18 protein-coding genes are annotated in these 18,898 nt (G+C 32.4%); 14 read left to right on the top strand and 4 right to left on the bottom strand.

Annotation, left to right across the window (positions count from 1 at the left end; translation table 11 throughout):
- The first annotated feature begins 126 nt into the window (after window positions 1-126).
- Window positions 127-783 (top strand): HAD family hydrolase, encoded by a 657-nt coding sequence (locus CDH50_RS07310; RefSeq protein WP_100611368.1) that lies wholly within the window; start codon window positions 127-129, stop codon window positions 781-783.
- 9 nt (window positions 784-792) lie between these two features.
- Here the strand turns inward: CDH50_RS07310 and CDH50_RS07305 are convergent, their stop codons facing one another.
- Together CDH50_RS07305 and CDH50_RS07300 are read right to left on the bottom strand one after the other, a co-directional pair.
- Window positions 793-1,530 (bottom strand): LytR/AlgR family response regulator transcription factor, encoded by a 738-nt coding sequence (locus tag CDH50_RS07305; RefSeq protein ID WP_100611367.1) that lies wholly within the window; start codon window positions 1,528-1,530, stop codon window positions 793-795.
- 1 nt (window position 1,531) lies between these two features.
- Window positions 1,532-3,313 (bottom strand): tetratricopeptide repeat-containing sensor histidine kinase, encoded by a 1,782-nt coding sequence (locus CDH50_RS07300; protein ID WP_100611366.1) that lies wholly within the window; start codon window positions 3,311-3,313, stop codon window positions 1,532-1,534.
- 182 nt (window positions 3,314-3,495) lie between these two features.
- Here CDH50_RS07300 and CDH50_RS07295 point away from each other — a divergent pair, with 182 nt between their 5' ends.
- The 6 genes from CDH50_RS07295 to CDH50_RS07270 all read left to right on the top strand — a co-directional run bounded on the left by CDH50_RS07295 (window position 3,496) and on the right by CDH50_RS07270 (window position 7,762).
- Window positions 3,496-3,795: a hypothetical protein gene (locus CDH50_RS07295; RefSeq protein ID WP_100611365.1), complete on the top strand. Its 300-nt coding sequence runs from the start codon at window positions 3,496-3,498 to the stop codon at window positions 3,793-3,795.
- 35 nt (window positions 3,796-3,830) lie between these two features.
- Window positions 3,831-4,019, top strand: a complete 189-nt coding sequence (locus tag CDH50_RS07290) for a hypothetical protein (RefSeq protein ID WP_100611364.1) — start codon at window positions 3,831-3,833, stop codon at window positions 4,017-4,019.
- 19 nt (window positions 4,020-4,038) lie between these two features.
- The gene (locus CDH50_RS07285; protein WP_100611363.1) at window positions 4,039-4,407 is read left to right on the top strand and encodes a hypothetical protein; all 369 of its coding nucleotides are present in this window, start codon (window positions 4,039-4,041) and stop codon (window positions 4,405-4,407) included.
- Window positions 4,408-4,425: 18 nt separating this feature from the next.
- Window positions 4,426-5,070 (top strand): hypothetical protein, encoded by a 645-nt coding sequence (locus tag CDH50_RS07280; RefSeq protein WP_100611362.1) that lies wholly within the window; start codon window positions 4,426-4,428, stop codon window positions 5,068-5,070.
- A gap of 119 nt (window positions 5,071-5,189) precedes the next feature.
- Window positions 5,190-7,040, top strand: coding sequence for a tetratricopeptide repeat protein (locus CDH50_RS07275; protein WP_100611361.1), 1,851 nt, complete (start codon window positions 5,190-5,192; stop codon window positions 7,038-7,040).
- A 98-nt stretch (window positions 7,041-7,138) separates the two neighbouring features.
- Complete coding sequence (locus CDH50_RS07270) at window positions 7,139-7,762, top strand: hypothetical protein (RefSeq protein ID WP_100611360.1); 624 nt, start codon at window positions 7,139-7,141, stop codon at window positions 7,760-7,762.
- Window positions 7,763-7,781: 19 nt separating this feature from the next.
- On the opposite strand, the gene ccsA is transcribed toward CDH50_RS07270, so the two are convergent.
- Window positions 7,782-10,970, bottom strand: a complete 3,189-nt coding sequence (gene ccsA / locus CDH50_RS07265) for a cytochrome c biogenesis protein (protein ID WP_100611359.1) — start codon at window positions 10,968-10,970, stop codon at window positions 7,782-7,784.
- A gap of 189 nt (window positions 10,971-11,159) precedes the next feature.
- Window positions 11,160-11,546, bottom strand: a complete 387-nt coding sequence (locus CDH50_RS07260; RefSeq protein WP_100611358.1) for a group III truncated hemoglobin — start codon at window positions 11,544-11,546, stop codon at window positions 11,160-11,162.
- Window positions 11,547-11,652: 106 nt separating this feature from the next.
- Between CDH50_RS07260 and CDH50_RS07255 the strand changes: the two genes are divergently transcribed.
- The 7 genes from CDH50_RS07255 (at window position 11,653) to CDH50_RS07225 (ending at window position 18,864) form a co-directional block, all read left to right on the top strand.
- Window positions 11,653-12,423 carry a Rossmann-like and DUF2520 domain-containing protein gene (locus CDH50_RS07255; protein ID WP_100611357.1) on the top strand — a complete coding sequence of 257 codons (771 nt, stop codon included), beginning with the start codon at window positions 11,653-11,655 and terminating at the stop codon, window positions 12,421-12,423.
- Complete coding sequence (locus tag CDH50_RS07250; protein WP_100611356.1) at window positions 12,404-12,913, top strand: KdsC family phosphatase; 510 nt, start codon at window positions 12,404-12,406, stop codon at window positions 12,911-12,913. Before CDH50_RS07255 ends, CDH50_RS07250 begins: the two co-directional genes overlap by 20 nt.
- A 40-nt stretch (window positions 12,914-12,953) precedes the next feature.
- Window positions 12,954-13,871, top strand: a complete 918-nt coding sequence (locus CDH50_RS07245) for a geranylgeranylglycerol-phosphate geranylgeranyltransferase (RefSeq protein ID WP_100611355.1) — start codon at window positions 12,954-12,956, stop codon at window positions 13,869-13,871.
- Entirely contained in the window at window positions 13,871-14,464 is a 594-nt protein-coding gene (locus CDH50_RS07240) for a Maf-like protein (RefSeq protein ID WP_100611354.1), read from the top strand. The genes CDH50_RS07245 and CDH50_RS07240 overlap by 1 nt, the downstream gene beginning before the upstream one ends.
- A 72-nt stretch (window positions 14,465-14,536) precedes the next feature.
- Window positions 14,537-15,070, top strand: coding sequence for a mechanosensitive ion channel domain-containing protein (locus CDH50_RS07235; RefSeq protein WP_100611353.1), 534 nt, complete (start codon window positions 14,537-14,539; stop codon window positions 15,068-15,070).
- A 20-nt stretch (window positions 15,071-15,090) separates the two neighbouring features.
- Window positions 15,091-16,158: a magnesium/cobalt transporter CorA gene (gene corA / locus CDH50_RS07230; protein WP_100611352.1), complete on the top strand. Its 1,068-nt coding sequence runs from the start codon at window positions 15,091-15,093 to the stop codon at window positions 16,156-16,158.
- Window positions 16,159-16,338: 180 nt separating this feature from the next.
- A complete protein-coding gene (locus CDH50_RS07225) occupies window positions 16,339-18,864 on the top strand; it encodes a PIG-L family deacetylase (RefSeq protein ID WP_100611351.1) in 2,526 nt (841 codons plus the stop codon).
- Window positions 18,865-18,898: the final 34 nt, after the last annotated feature.

Below are 18,898 nucleotides of genomic sequence, written 5' to 3'. Positions count from 1 at the left end.
AACCTCGACCTATTAAGTGAAGTTTACTTAAACAATCATTCAGCAAATATGTAAATTTTATTTAAAACTACAAATAGGTTTTAGGGTATTATTTTCTATTCATATATCTTCGCAAAAAAAATCAACATGTTAAAAGCTGTTATATTCGATATGGATGGGGTTATTATTGAAAGTGAACCTTTGCACTATATTGCCTACCATAAAATGTTTGATGATGTTAACATTAAAGTGCCTGCTGCGCTTTATGAATCGTTTACTGGAAAATCGACCTTAAATATTTGCAAACAACTTTGTGATACTTATAACTTGAAAGAATCTCCAGAAACACTAGTCACTTTAAAAAGGAAACATTTTGATTATATTTTTGAGAATGACACCAATTTTGACCTTATTGAAGGTGTATTGGATTTAATAAAAGATTATCACAAAAATGGACTTACGTTAGTTTTAGGATCATCGGCAACCATGCCTAGCATTGATAGAATTTTTAAAAAATTTGACTTAAACAAATACTTTAAAGCTAAACTTAGTGGCGCCGATTTAAAAGAATCGAAACCTCATCCTGAAATTTTTATAAAAGCAGCCGAAGCCACTGGTTTTTCAAAGAAAGAGTGTATGGTCATAGAAGATGCTACCAATGGTATTTTAGCGGCTAAAGGTGCTGGAGTATTCTGTGTCGCTTTTGATAGTTTCCATTCTAAAAATCAAGATTATAGCCAAGCAGATTTGGTCATTAAAAAGTTTGATGAAATATATTACGAGAAGATAAAGTCTTTATTCTAAAAATATCTTCTAACCTATAATCTTTAAAAACTCGTCTTTTTTGCGTGTAGATACTTCTATAGTTGAGTTATCTGTTAAAGTAACATAGCCACCTTTCCCTTTTGTATATTTCTTGATATAATCTAAATTTATAAGGTGTGAGTTATGAATCCTGAAAAAATTACAATTAAAAAGTAACGTTTCGAAGTACTTTAAAGTTTTTGATACCACGATCTTCTTTCTGTCTATGGTAAAAATCGTTGTGTAGTTTACATCGGCTTCACATCTGATAATATCAGAAACTTCTAAAAACTCCAATCCATCAGCCGTGGGAATAGTTATTTTTTTAAGGCTATCCTTTTTTGAAATGTTATTTAATAAGGAATTAACTTTTTTAGAAAAATCTTTTGTCTCCAATTTCTGGTTCACTTTGGCAATGGCTAAATTAAAATCATCTTCATCTATGGGTTTTAGCAAATAATCTACCGCACTAAATTTGAAGGCTTGAACCGCAAATTCTTCAAAAGCTGTGGTAAAAATAACTTCAAATGGCACACCGTTTAGCTGTTTTAAAAAATCAAAACCCGTTTCGTTGTTTATCTGTACATCTAAAAAAACCAAGTCGGGATTATGTATTTCAACCCCTTTTATGGCATCGGCTATCGTATTATAAGTTTCAAGTATTTGAAGATCAGCATTTGGCTTAGCAAGTTGTTGCAATGTATCTATACAATGCTGTTCATCGTCTATAATAATGGCTTTTATCATATTAATAAGCTAATTGGAATGGTAGTTTAACCTCAACACGCAAGCCTTCTTCCTTATTAATTAATTCAACAGTGCCTTTGGTGTTCTTCCGTTTATTTATAATCTCTATTCTTTTTTTTGTAATACTCTGCCCTAAAGATATCTTGTTTTTATTTGATGCCTTATTTTGCAAACCAACCCCATTATCTTCTACAATACAGACTAGCATGTCATTTTCCTTTTTAATTGAAATATTAATATGTCCTATCCCCTCTTTTTTTGAAATACCGTGCCAAATACTGTTTTCAATAAAAGGCTGTAAAATAAGGGGTGGCACCAACGTTTTTTCAGCGTCTATTTGGTTATCAACCTCAAAAATAAAAGTAAATTTGTTGCTTAATCGCATAGCTTCAATTTGCATGTATAATTCCAATAATTTAAGGTCGTCTGCTAATGTAATTTCTTTTTGGATGGAATTTTCAAGTGTTTGCCGCATTATTTTTGCAAACTTTGTTAAATATTTGCTGGCAGATTCGGCATCGTTTTTTACAATAAAATCATTTATGGAGTTTAGGGCGTTAAATATAAAATGCGGATTCATTTGTGCCCGCAATGCCTTGAGCTCTGTATCCGAAACCTTGGCATTAAATTCGGCTTCTTGTTTTAAGGCATCGGCATTTTGTTTTCTGTAATATAAAACAAACCCTATTAAAGACACCAAAATAAAACCACTACCACCAATGATAGTCCCTTTTTTAATGAGTTTTTGACGCTCAATTTCGGTATTAGCTAGTGCTTGATTTTTGTCGTTTTCAAAAGTTAAATCTCTTTTTAAAAATTCGGCTTTTTTGTCCCCATCCACAATACTATCCCTTAAAACTATATATTTTTTATAGATATCATAAGCTTTTTTTACTTGATCTTGCTTTTCATAAACCTGATACAATGTTTTCAAGGATTGCGCCTCCCATTCCAAAGTATTGTTGGATTTAGACAAGGAAATACTTTCCAATAGTAGGGATTCCGCTTTTTCCAGATTATTCTCTTTTAAATAAATGTCGGCTAAATTTCTTTTCAATATGGCCAATACATAAAGATTTTTTAGTTCTATTGCTTTTTCTATTCCCACGTTTAAATACTCAGTAGCTTTATCATTTTCAGAAAGATTTATGTAACTTTTAGATAAATTATTACAAATTGTTGGAATAAAAGTATCCAAATTATGGTCTTCTGCTAATTTTAAACTACTATGATACATCTTAACAGCTTCATAAAGATTTCCTTGTTCAGTATGAACCACCGCTATATTAACCAATGCAATAAGTTGGTCTTGTATTGATTTTACCTGTCTAGCAATTTTTAAAAGCTTTTCATAGCTTTCCAATGCTTTATCAAAATCCTCAATATCGGCATAAATGTTACCAATGTTACTGTAAATAGAGGCTTCTAAAAGTTTGCTATCTGCTCTTTTAGTATAACCGAGAGCTCTCTGGGAAAACATTAAAGCGCTTAAATAATCAGACTTATAATAAAACACAAGCCCTTTTTGGCGGTAAGATGTTGCAAGACCTGTAGCCCAATTTATATTCTCAGACAGTTTTATGGCCTTATCTGCATATACCAAGGCACTATCTGTATTAATAGTATTTATGGCATTTGAAATTTGTATGAGGGCTGATATTTTTAGTGTGTCTTGATCTGAGTAGTTATGAAGTATTTGCTTTAAAGAATCAATCTTATTTTGCTGCGAAAAAACCGAAACTGTTATTGTTACAAATAAAATGGTTGAGAGTAGCTTCCCCATATTATAAACTTTGATTTAGCAATTTACTTATTCACTTACTGAGTCTGTGATAAATTTAACATATTTTAAAATAGGAAGCTTTTTTATTTACAGAAAATAATTGAAGTAGCGCATAAAATAAGTGGTGGTTGTTATTTGTAGAAAGTGCTTGTAGTTTTATAGTGTTATTAAAACATAAAATTATGAAACCACTCAAACTATTATTAACCCTATCTGTTTCAATACTCCTCTTTGGATGCACAACAGGCAATGAGCTAAGAGGCATATATATAGGAAACAACAATGCCTTTTTTGAAAAACTTACATTTAAGTCTGGAAATAAAGTAGAGATTGTTTTTATGGACACTACCTCTGAGATTGATTATCAATTAGATGATGATAAAGTTAAAATTATTAATGCTGGTCAAAACCAAATACTAATCATTACAGATGAAGGCTGCTTAGATGGTGGTGGTTTTATAGGCACATATTGTAAGGAATAAATAACAATTAATATAAACAGTTAAAATTAAAAATTATGGGATTAGTATTTATAATTATCGGAGGCATTCTATTTTATTTTGGATATAATTCAAAAGCAGGAGATAAAAAATTTAGCAAAATGAAAGGTGGAGATGCCATTAAACTTTATTTAAAATATGCCATGATGTTTGCTGGAGTTGTATTTTTTATGGGAGGTTTCATGATGTCTTGTGTAGGGTGTTAAATTTCTAAAAAGTAATGTTATGAAAACCAATTCTTATATGCGCATCACAACTTTATTTGTATCTCTCTTATTTGTTTGTTTTATTTTATGGTCATTTACTAATACAAGTACTTCTGAAGGAACTAAAAAATATTGTGAAGTTGTTTATGATTATAGAATTGACGATTCTGAAGGGTTAAGTTTCCAAAATGAATATAAACCTTCAATTTGGGGCAACTTTAGTAATTATCAAAATGGCAATATCGAAAATAATAAACTAAAAACTTACAAAAATGCTATTGACGCTTTAAATTATATGGGAGCAAATGGATGGAAACTTATTCATCATTATCACTTAACTTTTAATAATGGTTACATAACTCAAGATGTATATTTAATGGAAAAATAAATAGTAATAATCTATATAATGAAAACTTATTTTCTCTTAATTGCTATTTTCCTTTTTTTTGGATGCAAAAAAACATTAAATGTAACTGAGGATATTTCTAAGGATAGTGATTCAAATTCAATAGAAATTGAAACCGTGGAAACACAAATTCAAAACCAAAACGATGAAGAATTTATCGAATACTCTACTAGCACCGAAATATCAGACAGGTTAAATGAAATTGATATTACACTTAAGGATGGACTCGAAATTACAACTGAAAAACAATTAGAAGCCATTCTAGCATTTATGGATTTTCTAGCTAACCAAGAAGGGAAATCTTATTTAGATCAATTAAATAATTTGGTTTTTTTAGATATTGATAACGATGGAGACGAAGAAGTAGTTTTTGAATATTCTGTTATTGCTTTTCCAGGAACCAGTACTTGGGGACTCAATTTTTTATTCGGAAAAATCAAAAACAATAAAATTATTCCTATTATAAACGAGTCTATTGGAGGAAAAGATTGGCGAAAAATATCCTTTAAAAATATCGACGAAAAGGGTTTATTTTGGTTTGAGACTTTATCTTATTCAGAAAATGATGCCATGTGTTGCCCTTCAGTAAAAGGAATTGCGAAATATGAAATAATAAATGGTAAATTTAATGTAATTGAAAATTAGGTGATATTGGGGGAAACAAAAATAAAGGTATTAGAGCTAATAACCTTAATTTTTTTTATGTTACCTATAAACCTTTATAAAAGTGCATTACTAAATTAATCCGACAAAAATTATAAAAAATGAAAACCAAAGCCTTTTATATAACTTTTTTAATTTCTCTCATTTTATTATTATCATCTGGGGCTCAAACCAATCCTGATTTATACGATATGCCAACGGCTGAAAATGTTCTCAAAAATATTAAAGGAACTAGTGCTATAGATACATATGCTAAACATAGAGCTGCTTTATATGTACTTTGGGATATTGCTATGTTTGAAATTGATAAAGATTATTTGCACAAAAACAAACCCATTGAAAAAGTGATTTCAGCACAAAAACAAGAATATAATAATGCCATGCGCTTGGTTTATGAAAAATACTTAAAAGAAATAAACCAAGAAGAAACTCAGGAAGTTAAAGATAAATGGCAAAAACTTTGGGCAAATTATAAATTCCATACAGTAAGATTTAAAGAAGACCTTATTGCTACCCTATTTAACCAAACAGCTAAAAAGCGCTATTATGATATAAATGGTTACCCTGAACTCAAAGAAATAGACCTAACAGATGCAGATGCTGTTTACCAAGCTGGAAAAAAATATTTTTATGGTGAAGACGTCAATAAATCATTAGAAACAGCTTTTACATATTTTAAAAGAGCAGCAGAAATGGGACATCCAGATGGACAATATGCCATTGGTTATATGTATGCTACTGGCTCTTATATAACTCAAGATTATAATGAAGCCTTAACTTGGTTTAAAAAGGCCGAAATACAAGAAAATGCTAAAGCATTGGTTTATTTAGGCCATCTCTATCAAAATGGATTAGGTATAACTAAAGATGATAACAAAGCATTTGAATATCTTCAAAAAGCAGCGGGATTAAATGATCCTGATGGACAATTTAATTTGGGTTTGATGTTTGCCAATGGTGTAGGTACTGATAAAAATGAAGTAGAAGCATTAAAATATTTTAATCTTGCTGCCAACAACAACAATGCTAGTGCGCTTAATCAATTAGGACATATGTACGAAAATGGCATTTTCGTATCTAAGGATATAAACAAAGCTTTTAATTATTATCTCAAAGCAGCCAAACAAGACAATGCGGATTCACAATTCAAAATAGGCATATTTTATGGAGATGGAAAGGTAGTTGAGCAAAATTGTACTATAGCAGAAGAATGGTTTAAAAAATCGGCTGATAAAAATCATTTTAAATCTTTGCAAATGTTGGCTGAGATGTATTTTAAAGGTATTTGTGTAAAAGAAAATTACAAAACAGCTTTTAATTATTATTTAAAAGTTGCCCAATTTGGAGGTGATGAAGACCAATACAGAATTGGCTATTGGTATTATCGGGGTATTGGAACCGATGTAAATTATAATGAGGCTTTTAAGTGGTGGTCAAAAGCTGCTGATCAAAATAACCCAACGGCAATAATTTATATAGGCTTTCTATATATAAATGGTCTTGGTGTAATAAAAGACAATGCAAAAGGATTAAGCTATTTTAATAAAGCTAAATCTTTATATAAAGACATAGCCAAATTTTATTACAATGTTGGAGTAATTTACCATGATCAAAAAAATCATACTGAAGCAATTAACTATTATAAAGAAGCACTCATAATAAACCCATTATATGAAGATGCTAATTTAAATATGGCGTCTTTGATTTTAGATGAAGATGCAAAAATTGTAAATGAAATGAATGCATTAGGCACTTCCAAAGAAGACGATATACAACACAAAGAATTAAAAAAGAAAAGAGAATTTCTATTTAAAATGGTCATTCCATACCTACAAAGAATTATTGAGACCAACGGAGATTTTAAATCTAGTGCTATTGATAGACTATTAAATATCTATTCTTATTTAGGAGATACCGAAAATGAAGCCAAAATGAAAAAATTATTAGATTAAAAATAAGTCATAAATAATATTGATTTAGGTTCATTCTATTTTGTCAATCTTCATAATAAATTATTAAAATTGTATTATAAAATAAAGTATAAAATTAAATGGTTAGAGAGAAAAAAATTAAAATAGCCAACAAGGATTATAAATTTCAATGGCTTAAAGGAAAAATTTTGGAAGTTAAGTCATTATCTCATACTCGTGGTGGTGGAACTATTTATACTAGTTCTCATGGTTACTCTAGTGGAAATATAAATATACATGGGATTGAAGAGCTGAATGTATTTTTAGAAGATTCAAATGGTGATGAACTAGCATTTAAATTAGAAAACTTTAATTTTTCTTGTAGAGAAGGCCATGAAATAACAATCATTAAGATGATCGTCAATAATTCAAATCACGACCCATTTGTTGGACTGTTCAATCACAATACTAAAGAATTTAAAACTAAATTTGGCCTTTTACAATCCGCTTCAAGACCAAGTAGTAGTTTTTACTGGTTGCTTGCACTGGTTTCCCCTATTCCTATTTTTATATCAATTGCTTTAGGGTTTGATTTTTTGATAGGCTCAGTTGATGGATCAAATGAGAATGCATCAATAATTCGTTTTCTGTCTTTTATTACCATAATCGCAGTTTGGATCATGTTATTAGTATTTTATCAGAAAAAGAAGAGTGGTAGATATAATAGACTAGTAAGTGAGTATAAAAAACTAAACATTCAATAATCAATTTACCAAGACAAATCTACTTCTTATAATACTTCGCATAACCACGATAAGCAAAAAAACCTAATAATGCAACTACCCCAACAGCAATAGCAATGGCATTAAAACTCGCTATTTGCTGACCAGATTGATATGAATGCAACCCAGATAAATAAAAGTTAACCCCGAAATAGGTAAATATGATAAACCCAAAGGCTATGATAGAGGATAGATTATACCACCAACTACCACGAAGACCGGGAATGAGTCTCATGTGTATGACGAAGGCATACATCATAATGCTAATCAATGCCCAAGTTTCTTTTGGATCCCAACCCCAATAACGTCCCCAACTTTCGTTCGCCCACATGCCACCTAGAAAGTTTCCGATGGTTAGCATCACCAAACCAACGGTTAACGCCATTTCGTTTATAATGGTAAGTTCTTTAATATTCAAATCCATTTTAAGCTTATTCTTTTCAGTCGTGAAAATCATCAGCAATAAAGACACAACACCTAAAATCATTCCTAAGGTAAAAGGTCCGTAACTCGCTACAATCACAGCTACGTGAATCATGAGCCAATAACTATTTAAAACTGGCTGTAAGTTAGCAATCGCTGGATCCATCCAATTCCAATGGGCAATCATTAAAAGCATAGCGGTTACAAACGCTGTAGCTGCTATGGTCAATTCGCTTTTTCTACCAAAAGCCAAACCAAAAAACATACTGGACCAAGCCACATAAAGCATAGATTCATAAGCATCACTCCAAGGGGCGTGTCCTGAAATATACCATCTTACAATTAACCCAGCAGTATGTAATAAAAAAAGAAGAAATATGATAATCTTAAATAAGTTAGCTACTATTTTTAAAGACTTGCTTTTATCCTTAAAAATTTGAACAATCAACACAATAAAAAGCAAAGTACCAGCATATAAATACCAACTAAATAACTTTTTAAAAATATCGTATTTATTATATAATACTTCTGTATTTATCTTTTTATCTGAAAGCATTACGGAAGCACCGTAACGATTCTGCGTTTTTTTGAAAGCTTCTAAAAACTTATTAGCTTCGGTAAAATCGCCTGTCCGCTTTGCTGTACTTAGCATGTATAAATAAGCATTAAAGCCATTGTTTATAAAGTTGGCATATAATGAATCTGTTATTTTAATATTTTCATCGTTCTTATAGTCGTAATTGGAAATCCATTTATCATTTTCATCATCGGGTATAGGGTAAATTTTCAATGGCATACCCTCAAGCGTATTATAAAGCAAGGTCACCCGTTGATCTGTTTCCTTGAATTGTGTTTGGTAAGCATTAGGCTGATTGGTTTTGTAAGCATCGTCTAGATACGGCGATAATTTATATTCCCCCTTTTCTGTAAAGAAATCTGATAGTCTTACATATTTTTCACTTTCATCAACATTGATAATATGCCGAATGGAGTCCCCTTTTTTTAGAGCTAAATAAATGACAGGAACGTTATACCAAAGCATGGGACTTTCTTGCATGGATAAAAAGACTTGATTGGCATCAAACTCCTCATAAGTATCATTCTTGCTTAATTTACGAAGCATTTCAGATGCATATGTGTTTACGGGCATCATACGTCCGCTAAGATCTTGAATCACCATATGTCCAAAATTTTCGGCATGCTCTTTCGGCGTTATATTTGCCCTCAGAATGGAATCCACCATTGTTTTTTGGGCTTGAATATCATTGTGGGCATCATGCTGGGTATGGTCTTGTGAAAACCCATTCAATCCAAAACAAAAGATTAAAACAGCAAGCAATTTTTCCTTTTTTGCTTTCACTTTTTCAAGTTGCTGCTTTAAATCACCAAAACGAGAACCTTTAACAAACAGTATAGCCATCAATCCAAAATACAACAAAAAATACCCAATATACGTAATCAAAGAACCCCAATAATCGTGGTTTACAGATAATATCGTTCCTTTTTCATCGGGGTCGAAACCCGATTGAAAAAACCTGTACCCACCATGATCTAAAATATTATTCATAAAAATTTTATAGTCATAACTGCCTTCTTTTTCATCAATTACGGTAACTTCACTGGAATACGCCGAATAGCCTCTTTCCGTACCTGGATAACGTTCGGCTTCAAAATCGTTTAGCTTGATTTGAAATGGTAATTCCATCACTTTAGAACCGTATTTTAAGGCAAAATCCAATCCGCCGACTTGTATTTGTTTAAAGGCATTATCCATGCCTTTTCCACCAAGTAAGCCGACACGTTTAGTTTCTCCATTAGTGGTTATTTTAAGTACGGCTCCATCTTCATCATTTTTTAATATTTGTGATTTTTGAACCACATCAAAAAAGCCTTTTACCACAGGGTTTGGGAATACCATCTGCATGTCGCCAATAATATAGCGCGAACGCAACATTAGCGGCTGCAAACTGTCTTTTACCAAAGTTCCTTGAGCCATGGTCGCCATGGTTAAATATTCGCCTTCAAATGGGGAATTTATGGTAAGTCCTTCATCATTATAGGTGATATTTATAGCGCCATCAGTGGGTTTATTAAGTGCAAACAACACATTATGGATACTTGCCACCTCACCAACTTTTAAAAAATGATTATGCGGCCCGTCACCACCAGACTCCACAACTTTTAGATACGATTCACCGCTTTCATTTGGTACAATATCTTCTTCTGCACCTCTAATGAATTTTTCAAGTTCGATGGTTACCGGTTGCTGGTTGTATTTGGTTTCAATCTTAAAATCGTTATCCATTCTATCTGAAAAATCGACTTCCTTCTCTATTGGTAAGCGTTGTGGGACACCATCAATTTCATAATCACCATCTATATAAGCGGTTACATACGTTTTTTGCGATAAAAATGTGTTTTCGGTAGCGCCTTCACGAATCGCCATCATCCCTTCAAAGCTAATATACCTAGTAATAAAAGCCCCTAATAGAATGAAAATGAACGCTAAATGCAAAATTAAAGTCGACCATTTTTCTTTTTTGTACAATCTAAATTTTACAATATTTCCTAAAAAATTAATGACAAAAATCCCCATAATGGCTTCAAACCACCACGCATTGTAAATTAGATTTCTGGTATAAGCAGTAGGAGATGTATCTTGTCCCGCATCTAAAAAAGTGCCTGTTACCATAGCGGCAGCAAAAACTATAAATAAAACGGCTGTGAGACGGGTAGAAAAAAGAATTTTGGCTAGTTTATTTTGCATGATATGAACCCTTTTAAGGTGGGGCAAATTTAAGTATTAATGTTGATTTTGAAGTGTTAAAGTTTGTGAAAAAGACAGGAAACCGAAGACGGAAGACCAATGCCAAAAAGACCATTAAATTACCAGATAAACATGAGCAACTAAAATTTTAAAAACTCAATACTGAACACTGCGACTGAAAATTGAAAACTACTTCTGCCTTGCTTCAAAAATTTTTAAATAGAGGAAGGTTCCCATTTTTCGGGCACGTTGTTTCGCATTTTCGGCATAATCACCTTCAAAAAGTTCATCAATGGTCTGAAACCAAAGGTTTATCCAGAGTCCGAAATGCAATTCCGTTATCATATTATTGTTTTCTTGATCGACCTTAACATGTGCTTCCAGGGGATTTCCTAAATATTTCGTTTTTAAAAATAAACTCGATTCCCAAAAGGTTGTGAGTCGCTCTAAATGGGCGTCCCAATCTGTAATCACATCATTAAAAAATGGCCCTAAAACAGTATCTTTTCTAACCTTATCATAAAAAGAAGACACTAATAAAAATACATCTTCCCTGGTTTTGATATCATTCTTCATAGACACAAATTTACACTATTTTGATGCAATAATCTGTAAAGCCAAAAACTTTCAACTTTTAACTATTAACTTTTAACTTTCAACTTAACTTCTGTATTTTAGCAACATGATTTCGGTAATAATTATAGGCGCTGGTAATGTCGCCACCCATTTATTTAAGGCTTTCCAAAAGACAGAGCAAATATCTGTTAAGCAGTGGTATAACAGACATTTAAACCCGATTAATCCATATAAAAACGATGTGGATATTACAGATGATTTGTTACAACTTAAAGAAGCCGATATTTACATTTTGGCAGTGAGCGATGATGCCATTAAAGAATTATCGTCAAAACTTCCGTTTGAGAATCGATTGGTAGTTCATACCTCTGGAAGCGTGAGCGTTTATGATATCAATCAAAAAAATAGACGCGGTGTTTTTTATCCATTACAAACGTTTAGCAAAGATGCCTATATGGATTTCGCGAATGTGCCTATTTGTATTGAAGCTATTAAGAGTGCCGATTATCATGTCTTAAAATCCATGGCAATTAGTCTTGGAAGTTCAACCAAAAGAGTAAACAGCGACCAAAGACGCGTGTTGCATTTAGCGGCCGTATTCGTGAATAATTTTACCAATCAGTTATACAGGGTCGCGCATGAAATCACAGAAAGTGAAGGCGCTGATTTCGATATTTTAAAACCGCTAATACTTGAAACCGCCAATAAAGTCCAAGAATTTTCACCATATATGGCGCAGACTGGACCCGCCAAGCGTAATGATAAAAAAACCATCAGAAAACATTTGAAAATTTTAAATAACAACCCGCATCATAAAGCTATTTATGAATTACTAACCGAATCTATACAAAGAACACATGGAAGAAAAAAGCTATAAAGAATATTTAAACCATATTACCACTTTTATTTTTGACGTTGATGGCGTTTTAACCAATGGTGATTTACATGTTACCAATACCGGAGAACTTTTAAGAATCATGAATGTAAGGGATGGTTTCGCCCTTAAATTTGCCGTAAATTCGGGTTATAACGTTGCCATCATATCAGCGGGCACTAACGAAGGCGTTAAAATTCGGTTAGAAGCTCTCGGTATTAAAACAGTCTATTTAGGAGCCCACAAAAAACTTGAAAAGTTTTATGAATATATTGAATCCAATAATATTAAACCTGAAAACATACTTTATATGGGTGATGATATGCCGGACTACCCTGTTTTAAAAGTTGTTGGGTTACCTTGTTGCCCACAAGATGCCGTTGCAGAGGTAAAAGGGGTTGCCAAATATATATCCCATAAAAACGGCGGACAGGGTGCCGTTCGTGATGTGATTGAACAAGTTTTAAAAGTACAGGATAAGTGGGTGTTTTAGCTGTTAGTAAAATTAACTTTTCACTATTAACTATTCACTGATGCAAAGCATCCTAAACCTCATTCGCTGGAAAAATTTACTAATGATTGCCTTGGTGCAATTACTTATTAAATATGCCTTTTTGGAACCTTATGGAGCTGCAACAGGTCTGGATACTTTAGGTATTATTCTTTTAATTATCGCAACAGTTTGTATTGCAGCTGCTGGAAATGTTATTAACGATATTAATGATATTGAAACCGATTTTATCAACAAACCCGATAAAATAATTATTGGTAAAAGCATTTCAGAAAAAACAGCTTACAATTTATTTATTGTTTTAAATGTGATTGGTGTTGGGCTTGGATATTACCTATCCAATACTGTTGGAAGAAGTGGGTTCTTCTCCTTATTTGTCATTATTTCAGTATTACTTTATGTGTATTCAACGTATTTGAAACAACTTTTTTTAATCGGTAATTTGGTTATTTCCATTCTGGTTGCTTTAAGCATTCTTATAGTTGGGTTTTTTGAGTTGATTCCGAATATTACCGAACAAAACCAAACCATTCAACTATTATATTTCAAAACCATTTTAAACTACGCTTACATAGCTTTCATTTTAAATTTAATTCGGGAAATTGCCAAAGACGTTGAAGATCTGGAAGGCGATACCAAAGCTTGCATGAATACGCTACCTATCATTATTGGAAAAGAAAAAACCAAGTATGTTTTATTTATACTATCATTAATTACGTTGTTAATTACTGGATATTATCTGGTGGATTCTTTATACAACAACCAAATCGCCGTTATTTATTTCTTGATTTTCATCATAGCACCTCTACTCTATTTGAATATTAAAATTTTGAGTGCCCAAATAAAAACCGACTATACGCACATTAGTAACATCCTTAAATGGATTATGCTTTTTGGAATGCTTTCCTTACTTTTATACACCTATAATGTTACACGGTAATGCTTAGCGAAAAATTAAAAAACCACACGATTATTTTAGCTTCGGGTTCCCCAAGACGGCAACAGTTTTTTAAAGAATTGGGATTGGACTTTGAGATTCGTTTAAAACCCATAAAAGAAGAGTTTCCTTCCCGATTGAAGCATTTTGAAATCAGTGATTATTTAGCACAACTAAAAGCGCTCCCTTTTAAAGATGAATTAAAACACAAAGACATTCTTATAACAAGCGATACCATTGTTTGGCACAATAACAAAGCGCTTGGAAAACCATTAGATGAACTAGATGCTTTTGCGATGCTAAAATCTTTGAGCAATGCTACCCATGAAGTGATTACATCGGTTTGTTTTACAACAACTAAATTTGAAAAAACGCTAAATGACATCACAAAAGTCACTTTTAAAGAATTAACAGATCAAGAAATAAACCATTATATTAAAATCTTTAACCCTTTAGATAAAGCTGGTGCGTACGGTATACAGGAATGGATTGGACAAATAGGAGTTACGAATATACAAGGCTCTTACTTTAATGTTATGGGCATGCCAACACATCTTGTTTATAAATCATTGACAGATATTGTTAATGATTTGTAAAAACACTAAATTGAACAACCCTTTTCTCTTTTCTAACGTATCTTTGTATTATTCAATTTAAAAAAATATAAAATGTTTTTCGAAACTTACCAAAGCGAATTAATAGTTACCGGATTTTTGCTTCTTTTCTTACTTATAGTTCGTTTTATTTTAACCACACTTATTACAAAAATATCCAGAAGAAATGGTATTAATTTAGCTCGAATACATTTAATAAACAGATATGTTTCGGTAACGTTATTTTTAATTGGCCTTCTTATCATTCCTTTCATATTCGGTACAGAGGCAAAAGATTTAGCTGTTCTTTTTTCTTCTGTTTTTGCAGTTATTGGCATTGGTTTGTTCGCTATTTGGTCTATTTTAAGTAACGTCACTTCTGGAATCATTATGTTTTTCTCGTTTCCATATAAAGTTGGAGACAAAATTCAAATACATGACAAAGATTTTCCTCTTGAGGGTATTATAGAAGACATCAGAGCGTTTCAGTTACACCTTCGTTTGGAAAATGGTGACCTAGTGACGTATCCCAACAATTTAATGCTACAAAAAGCAGTAACCCTTATTGAAAAAGATGCCATTATTGATGATGGTATGGATGCCATTTAAATACGTCATACATTTATAAAATGGGTAAAATCAAAGCTAAGAAACGTTATAAGAAAGTAGGATTGGCTCCCGGTAGTGTTATTTATACTGGGGACAAATCATCAAAAAAATTATTCATCGAAGCTTTTGATTATAATCATGAGCAATGCATTGATAAAGAATTAAATAATGTTGAGGACATTTTTGAATTCAAGAATTCTAATTCTATTTCATGGATTAATCTTAATGGACTAAATCATGTTAATGAAATTGAAAAATTAGGGAAACATTTCAATTTACATCCGTTGGTTTTAGAAGATATTGTAAGCATTTCGCAACGTCCCAAAATTGATGAATATGATGATTATTTATTTGTAGTCCTAAAAATGCTTTATCACGATGAAAACGAAACCATCATTTCAGAACAGGTAAGCTTTGTTCTTGGTAAAAACTATGTGCTTTCTTTTCAAGAAGCAGATGGCGATGTGTTTGATACTGTAAGAGAACGTATTAAACACGGGAAAGGCAGGGTAAGAACCATGCAGGCCGATTATTTACTTTACATTTTAATGGATGCTATAGTTGACCATTATTTTAGTATTATTGAAAATTTAAGTGATAAAATTGAGGATTATGAAAGTCGGATTTTTTCTGGAAACGTAGATAAATCAATCAATCAAGATATTCAAGATTTGAAAAGAGAAGTGTTAAGGGTTCGCCGCGCTATTTTTCCGCTTCGTGAAGTTATTAGCAGAATTGAAAAACATGAAAGTCCACTTATCTTAGATAAAACCAAAACCTATTACCGCGATATTTATGACCATATAGTTCAAGTTTCAGAAAATATAGATATCTACCGTGAAATGATTTGGAGTTTAATGGATATGTACATGACAACCATTAGCAACAAAATGAACGAAGTCATGAAAGTATTAACCATTATGGCTTCCATATTTATTCCCTTAACATTTATTGCGGGGATTTATGGTATGAACTTCGATTACATACCAGAACTCCATTACAAATATTCTTATTTTGTTCTTTGGGGTATTATGATTGCCATTTTTATTGGCATGCTTATCTACTTTAAACGCAAGAAGTGGCTATAGTATGGTTGATGTTTTGTAGTTGATGGTTGTTGGCAACCTGTGCTTAGATTAGTTAAACCTGACCACAACCAAATGCCATAGGCCAACAACTATCAACCATTTTAACGTTAAAGAAACATTAAAAGAAGCCTACCCACTTATATAGTTTTATATATTTGGCTATCAGCTAACAAAACTTTTATGAGAAAACATTTACTCATTCCTTTTTTATGCGCCCTTTTTTGTGGCATAATTCAAGCACAACAACCAGTAAAACCTTCAACAACCGACATTTACCAATCGATACAAAAACTAAATTTTTTAGGGTCTGTTTTGTATGTGGCAGCGCATCCAGACGATGAAAATACCTCACTTATCTCCTATATGTCTAATCATGTAAAAGCGCGAACTGGCTATTTAGCCATAACACGAGGTGATGGTGGACAAAATCTTATTGGTCCTGAAATTACCAATTTGTTGGGTGTTATAAGGACCCAAGAATTATTGGCAGCTAGGCGTATTGATGGCGGTGAACAGTTTTTCACAAGAGCCACAGATTTTGGTTTTTCAAAAGACCCAGAAGAAACCTTATCTATTTGGAACAAAAATGATTTGCTAAGCGATGTGGTTTTAGCCATTAGAAAATTTAAACCAGATGTCATTATCAATCGTTTTGACCACAGAACCCCAGGTACAACGCATGGACATCATACCAGTTCTGCAATGTTGAGTTTTGAGGCTTTCGATTTGGCAAATGACAAATCAGCGTTTCCTGATTTACTGAAAATCGCTGATGTTTGGCAACCAAAACGTTTGTTTTACAATACCAGTCCATGGGCTTTTGGAAGTCCGGAAGAGTTCGAAAAAGCAGATAAAACAAACTTAATAACTTTTGATACAGGTATTTATTACCCACTTAAAGGTTTATCAAACAATGAAGTGTCGTCCATGGCAAGCAGCCAACATTTAAGTCAAGGATTTGGAAGGCTAACCAATAGAGGGTCGCAAAATGAATATATAGAATTTTTAAAAGGCGATGCTTTGGTTAATAATCAAACTGTTTTTTCGGGTATCGATACGTCTTGGAACCGCATAAAGGGTGGAAAAGCCATTGGTGATATTTTATATAAAGTTGAACAAGAATTTAATTTTAAAGATCCATCGGTACACCTTTCAGATTTAATGAAAGCATATCAATTATTACAAAGCATTGAAGATGCCCATTGGAAAACCATAAAAACAAAAGAATTAGAATCCGTCATAGAAGCCTGTGCAGGATTGTATTTAGAAGCATCTGCAGAAACGAGTTCAAGTACTCCTAATAGTAAAATCAAATTAAATATTGAAGCTTTAAACAGAAGTAATGCTACTATTGAATTGGTTAGTCTTTCACAAACGGACGGTACCACTCTTCAACAAAACAGCCTTTTAAAGCAAAATATTAAGCAAAATATAAAAACTGATTACACCATCACAAATAAAGAAATCTATACAACACCTTATTGGCTGGCTGAAAAAGGGACAGTGGGCATGTATAAAGTAGATGATATAAATTTAATAGGATTTCCTGAAACCCCAAGACAAGTATCGGTTGATATCAATTTAAAAATAAACAACAATCCTATTACCATTACAAAACATGTTGTTTATCGTTTTGGAAAACCAGACAAAGGTGAATTGTATCGTCCTTTTGAAATCATTCCAGAAGCATCAGCAAAGATTCCTGAAAAAGTTATCATTTTTGAAAATGACAAACAGAAAAATATAGAAATCATTGTAAAAGCAGGTCGAGACAATTTAGAAGGTTTTGTTGAAATTAATCACCCGAAAGACTGGAGCGTAACACCCGAAAGGCAAAGCGTTTCCATTGCTTATAAAGATGAAGAACAACGATTTATCTTTACCATCATTCCGCCAAAAAACCAAAATGAAGGATATATCAACCCCATCATACATGTTAATGATAAAGTATATACCAAAGAGCGTATTGAAATAGATTATGATCATATTCCATATCAAACCGTTTTAGAACCTAGTGAAAGTAAAATTGTGAGGTTAGATATTAAGAAAAAAGGTGACAATATTGCTTATATTGCAGGTGCAGGTGATGTCGTTCCAGAAAGTTTACAACAAATTGGTTATCATGTTCAAACCATAAATCCAGAAAACATTAATGCTGAAACGTTGAGCAGATTTGATGCTGTTGTGGTGGGGATTAGAGCTTACAACACTATTGATGAATTAAAATTCAAACAACAATTATTATTCGATTTTGTTGAAAAAGGCGGTAATATGATTGTGCAGTACAATACTAATTCCAGATTGAAAGTGGATAAACTGGCTCCTTATGATTTAAAATTATCTAGAGACCGTGTGACGGACGAAAATGCTGAAGTGCGTTTTTTAAATCCGAATCACCCCATTTTAAATTATCCAAACAAAATAACCCAAGAAGATTTTGAAGGATGGACACAAGAACGTGGTTTGTATTATCCAGACTCTTGGGCAAGCGAATTCACCCCCATTCTTTCCATGAACGACAAAGGTGAAACACCAAAAGATGGTAGTTTATTAGTTGCTAAATACGGTAAAGGCTATTATATTTATACAGGCTTAAGCTTTTTTAGGGAATTCCCAGAAGGGGTTTCTGGAGCTTATAGACTATTTGCCAATATGTTATCAATAGGTAAAGAAGACATAAAACAAGCCGAAAATCTAAAGCAATAACGGATGAAAGATTATAAATGGAATAAGATGTACA

It is taken from the genome of Confluentibacter lentus, assembly GCF_002806995.1.
Lineage (GTDB): Bacteria > Bacteroidota > Bacteroidia > Flavobacteriales > Flavobacteriaceae > Confluentibacter > Confluentibacter lentus.
Note: the sequence above shows the minus strand (reverse complement) of the source record. Positions and strands in the feature narration are given on the sequence as shown.

Excerpts from the sequence above, each read along its gene's own strand:
- CDH50_RS07310 (WP_100611368.1), top strand. The coding sequence starts at position 127 with ATGTTAAAAGCTGTTATATTCGATATGGATGGGGTTATTATTGAAAGT.
- CDH50_RS07305 (WP_100611367.1), bottom strand. The coding sequence starts at position 1,530 with ATGATAAAAGCCATTATTATAGACGATGAACAGCATTGTATAGATACA.
- CDH50_RS07300 (WP_100611366.1), bottom strand. The coding sequence starts at position 3,313 with ATGGGGAAGCTACTCTCAACCATTTTATTTGTAACAATAACAGTTTCG.
- CDH50_RS07295 (WP_100611365.1), top strand. The coding sequence starts at position 3,496 with ATGAAACCACTCAAACTATTATTAACCCTATCTGTTTCAATACTCCTC.
- CDH50_RS07290 (WP_100611364.1), top strand. The coding sequence starts at position 3,831 with ATGGGATTAGTATTTATAATTATCGGAGGCATTCTATTTTATTTTGGA.
- CDH50_RS07285 (WP_100611363.1), top strand. The coding sequence starts at position 4,039 with ATGAAAACCAATTCTTATATGCGCATCACAACTTTATTTGTATCTCTC.
- CDH50_RS07280 (WP_100611362.1), top strand. The coding sequence starts at position 4,426 with ATGAAAACTTATTTTCTCTTAATTGCTATTTTCCTTTTTTTTGGATGC.
- CDH50_RS07275 (WP_100611361.1), top strand. The coding sequence starts at position 5,190 with ATGAAAACCAAAGCCTTTTATATAACTTTTTTAATTTCTCTCATTTTA.
- CDH50_RS07270 (WP_100611360.1), top strand. The coding sequence starts at position 7,139 with ATGGTTAGAGAGAAAAAAATTAAAATAGCCAACAAGGATTATAAATTT.
- ccsA (WP_100611359.1), bottom strand. The coding sequence starts at position 10,970 with ATGCAAAATAAACTAGCCAAAATTCTTTTTTCTACCCGTCTCACAGCC.
- CDH50_RS07260 (WP_100611358.1), bottom strand. The coding sequence starts at position 11,546 with ATGAAGAATGATATCAAAACCAGGGAAGATGTATTTTTATTAGTGTCT.
- CDH50_RS07255 (WP_100611357.1), top strand. The coding sequence starts at position 11,653 with ATGATTTCGGTAATAATTATAGGCGCTGGTAATGTCGCCACCCATTTA.
- CDH50_RS07250 (WP_100611356.1), top strand. The coding sequence starts at position 12,404 with ATGGAAGAAAAAAGCTATAAAGAATATTTAAACCATATTACCACTTTT.
- CDH50_RS07245 (WP_100611355.1), top strand. The coding sequence starts at position 12,954 with ATGCAAAGCATCCTAAACCTCATTCGCTGGAAAAATTTACTAATGATT.
- CDH50_RS07240 (WP_100611354.1), top strand. The coding sequence starts at position 13,871 with ATGCTTAGCGAAAAATTAAAAAACCACACGATTATTTTAGCTTCGGGT.
- CDH50_RS07235 (WP_100611353.1), top strand. The coding sequence starts at position 14,537 with ATGTTTTTCGAAACTTACCAAAGCGAATTAATAGTTACCGGATTTTTG.
- corA (WP_100611352.1), top strand. The coding sequence starts at position 15,091 with ATGGGTAAAATCAAAGCTAAGAAACGTTATAAGAAAGTAGGATTGGCT.
- CDH50_RS07225 (WP_100611351.1), top strand. The coding sequence starts at position 16,339 with ATGAGAAAACATTTACTCATTCCTTTTTTATGCGCCCTTTTTTGTGGC.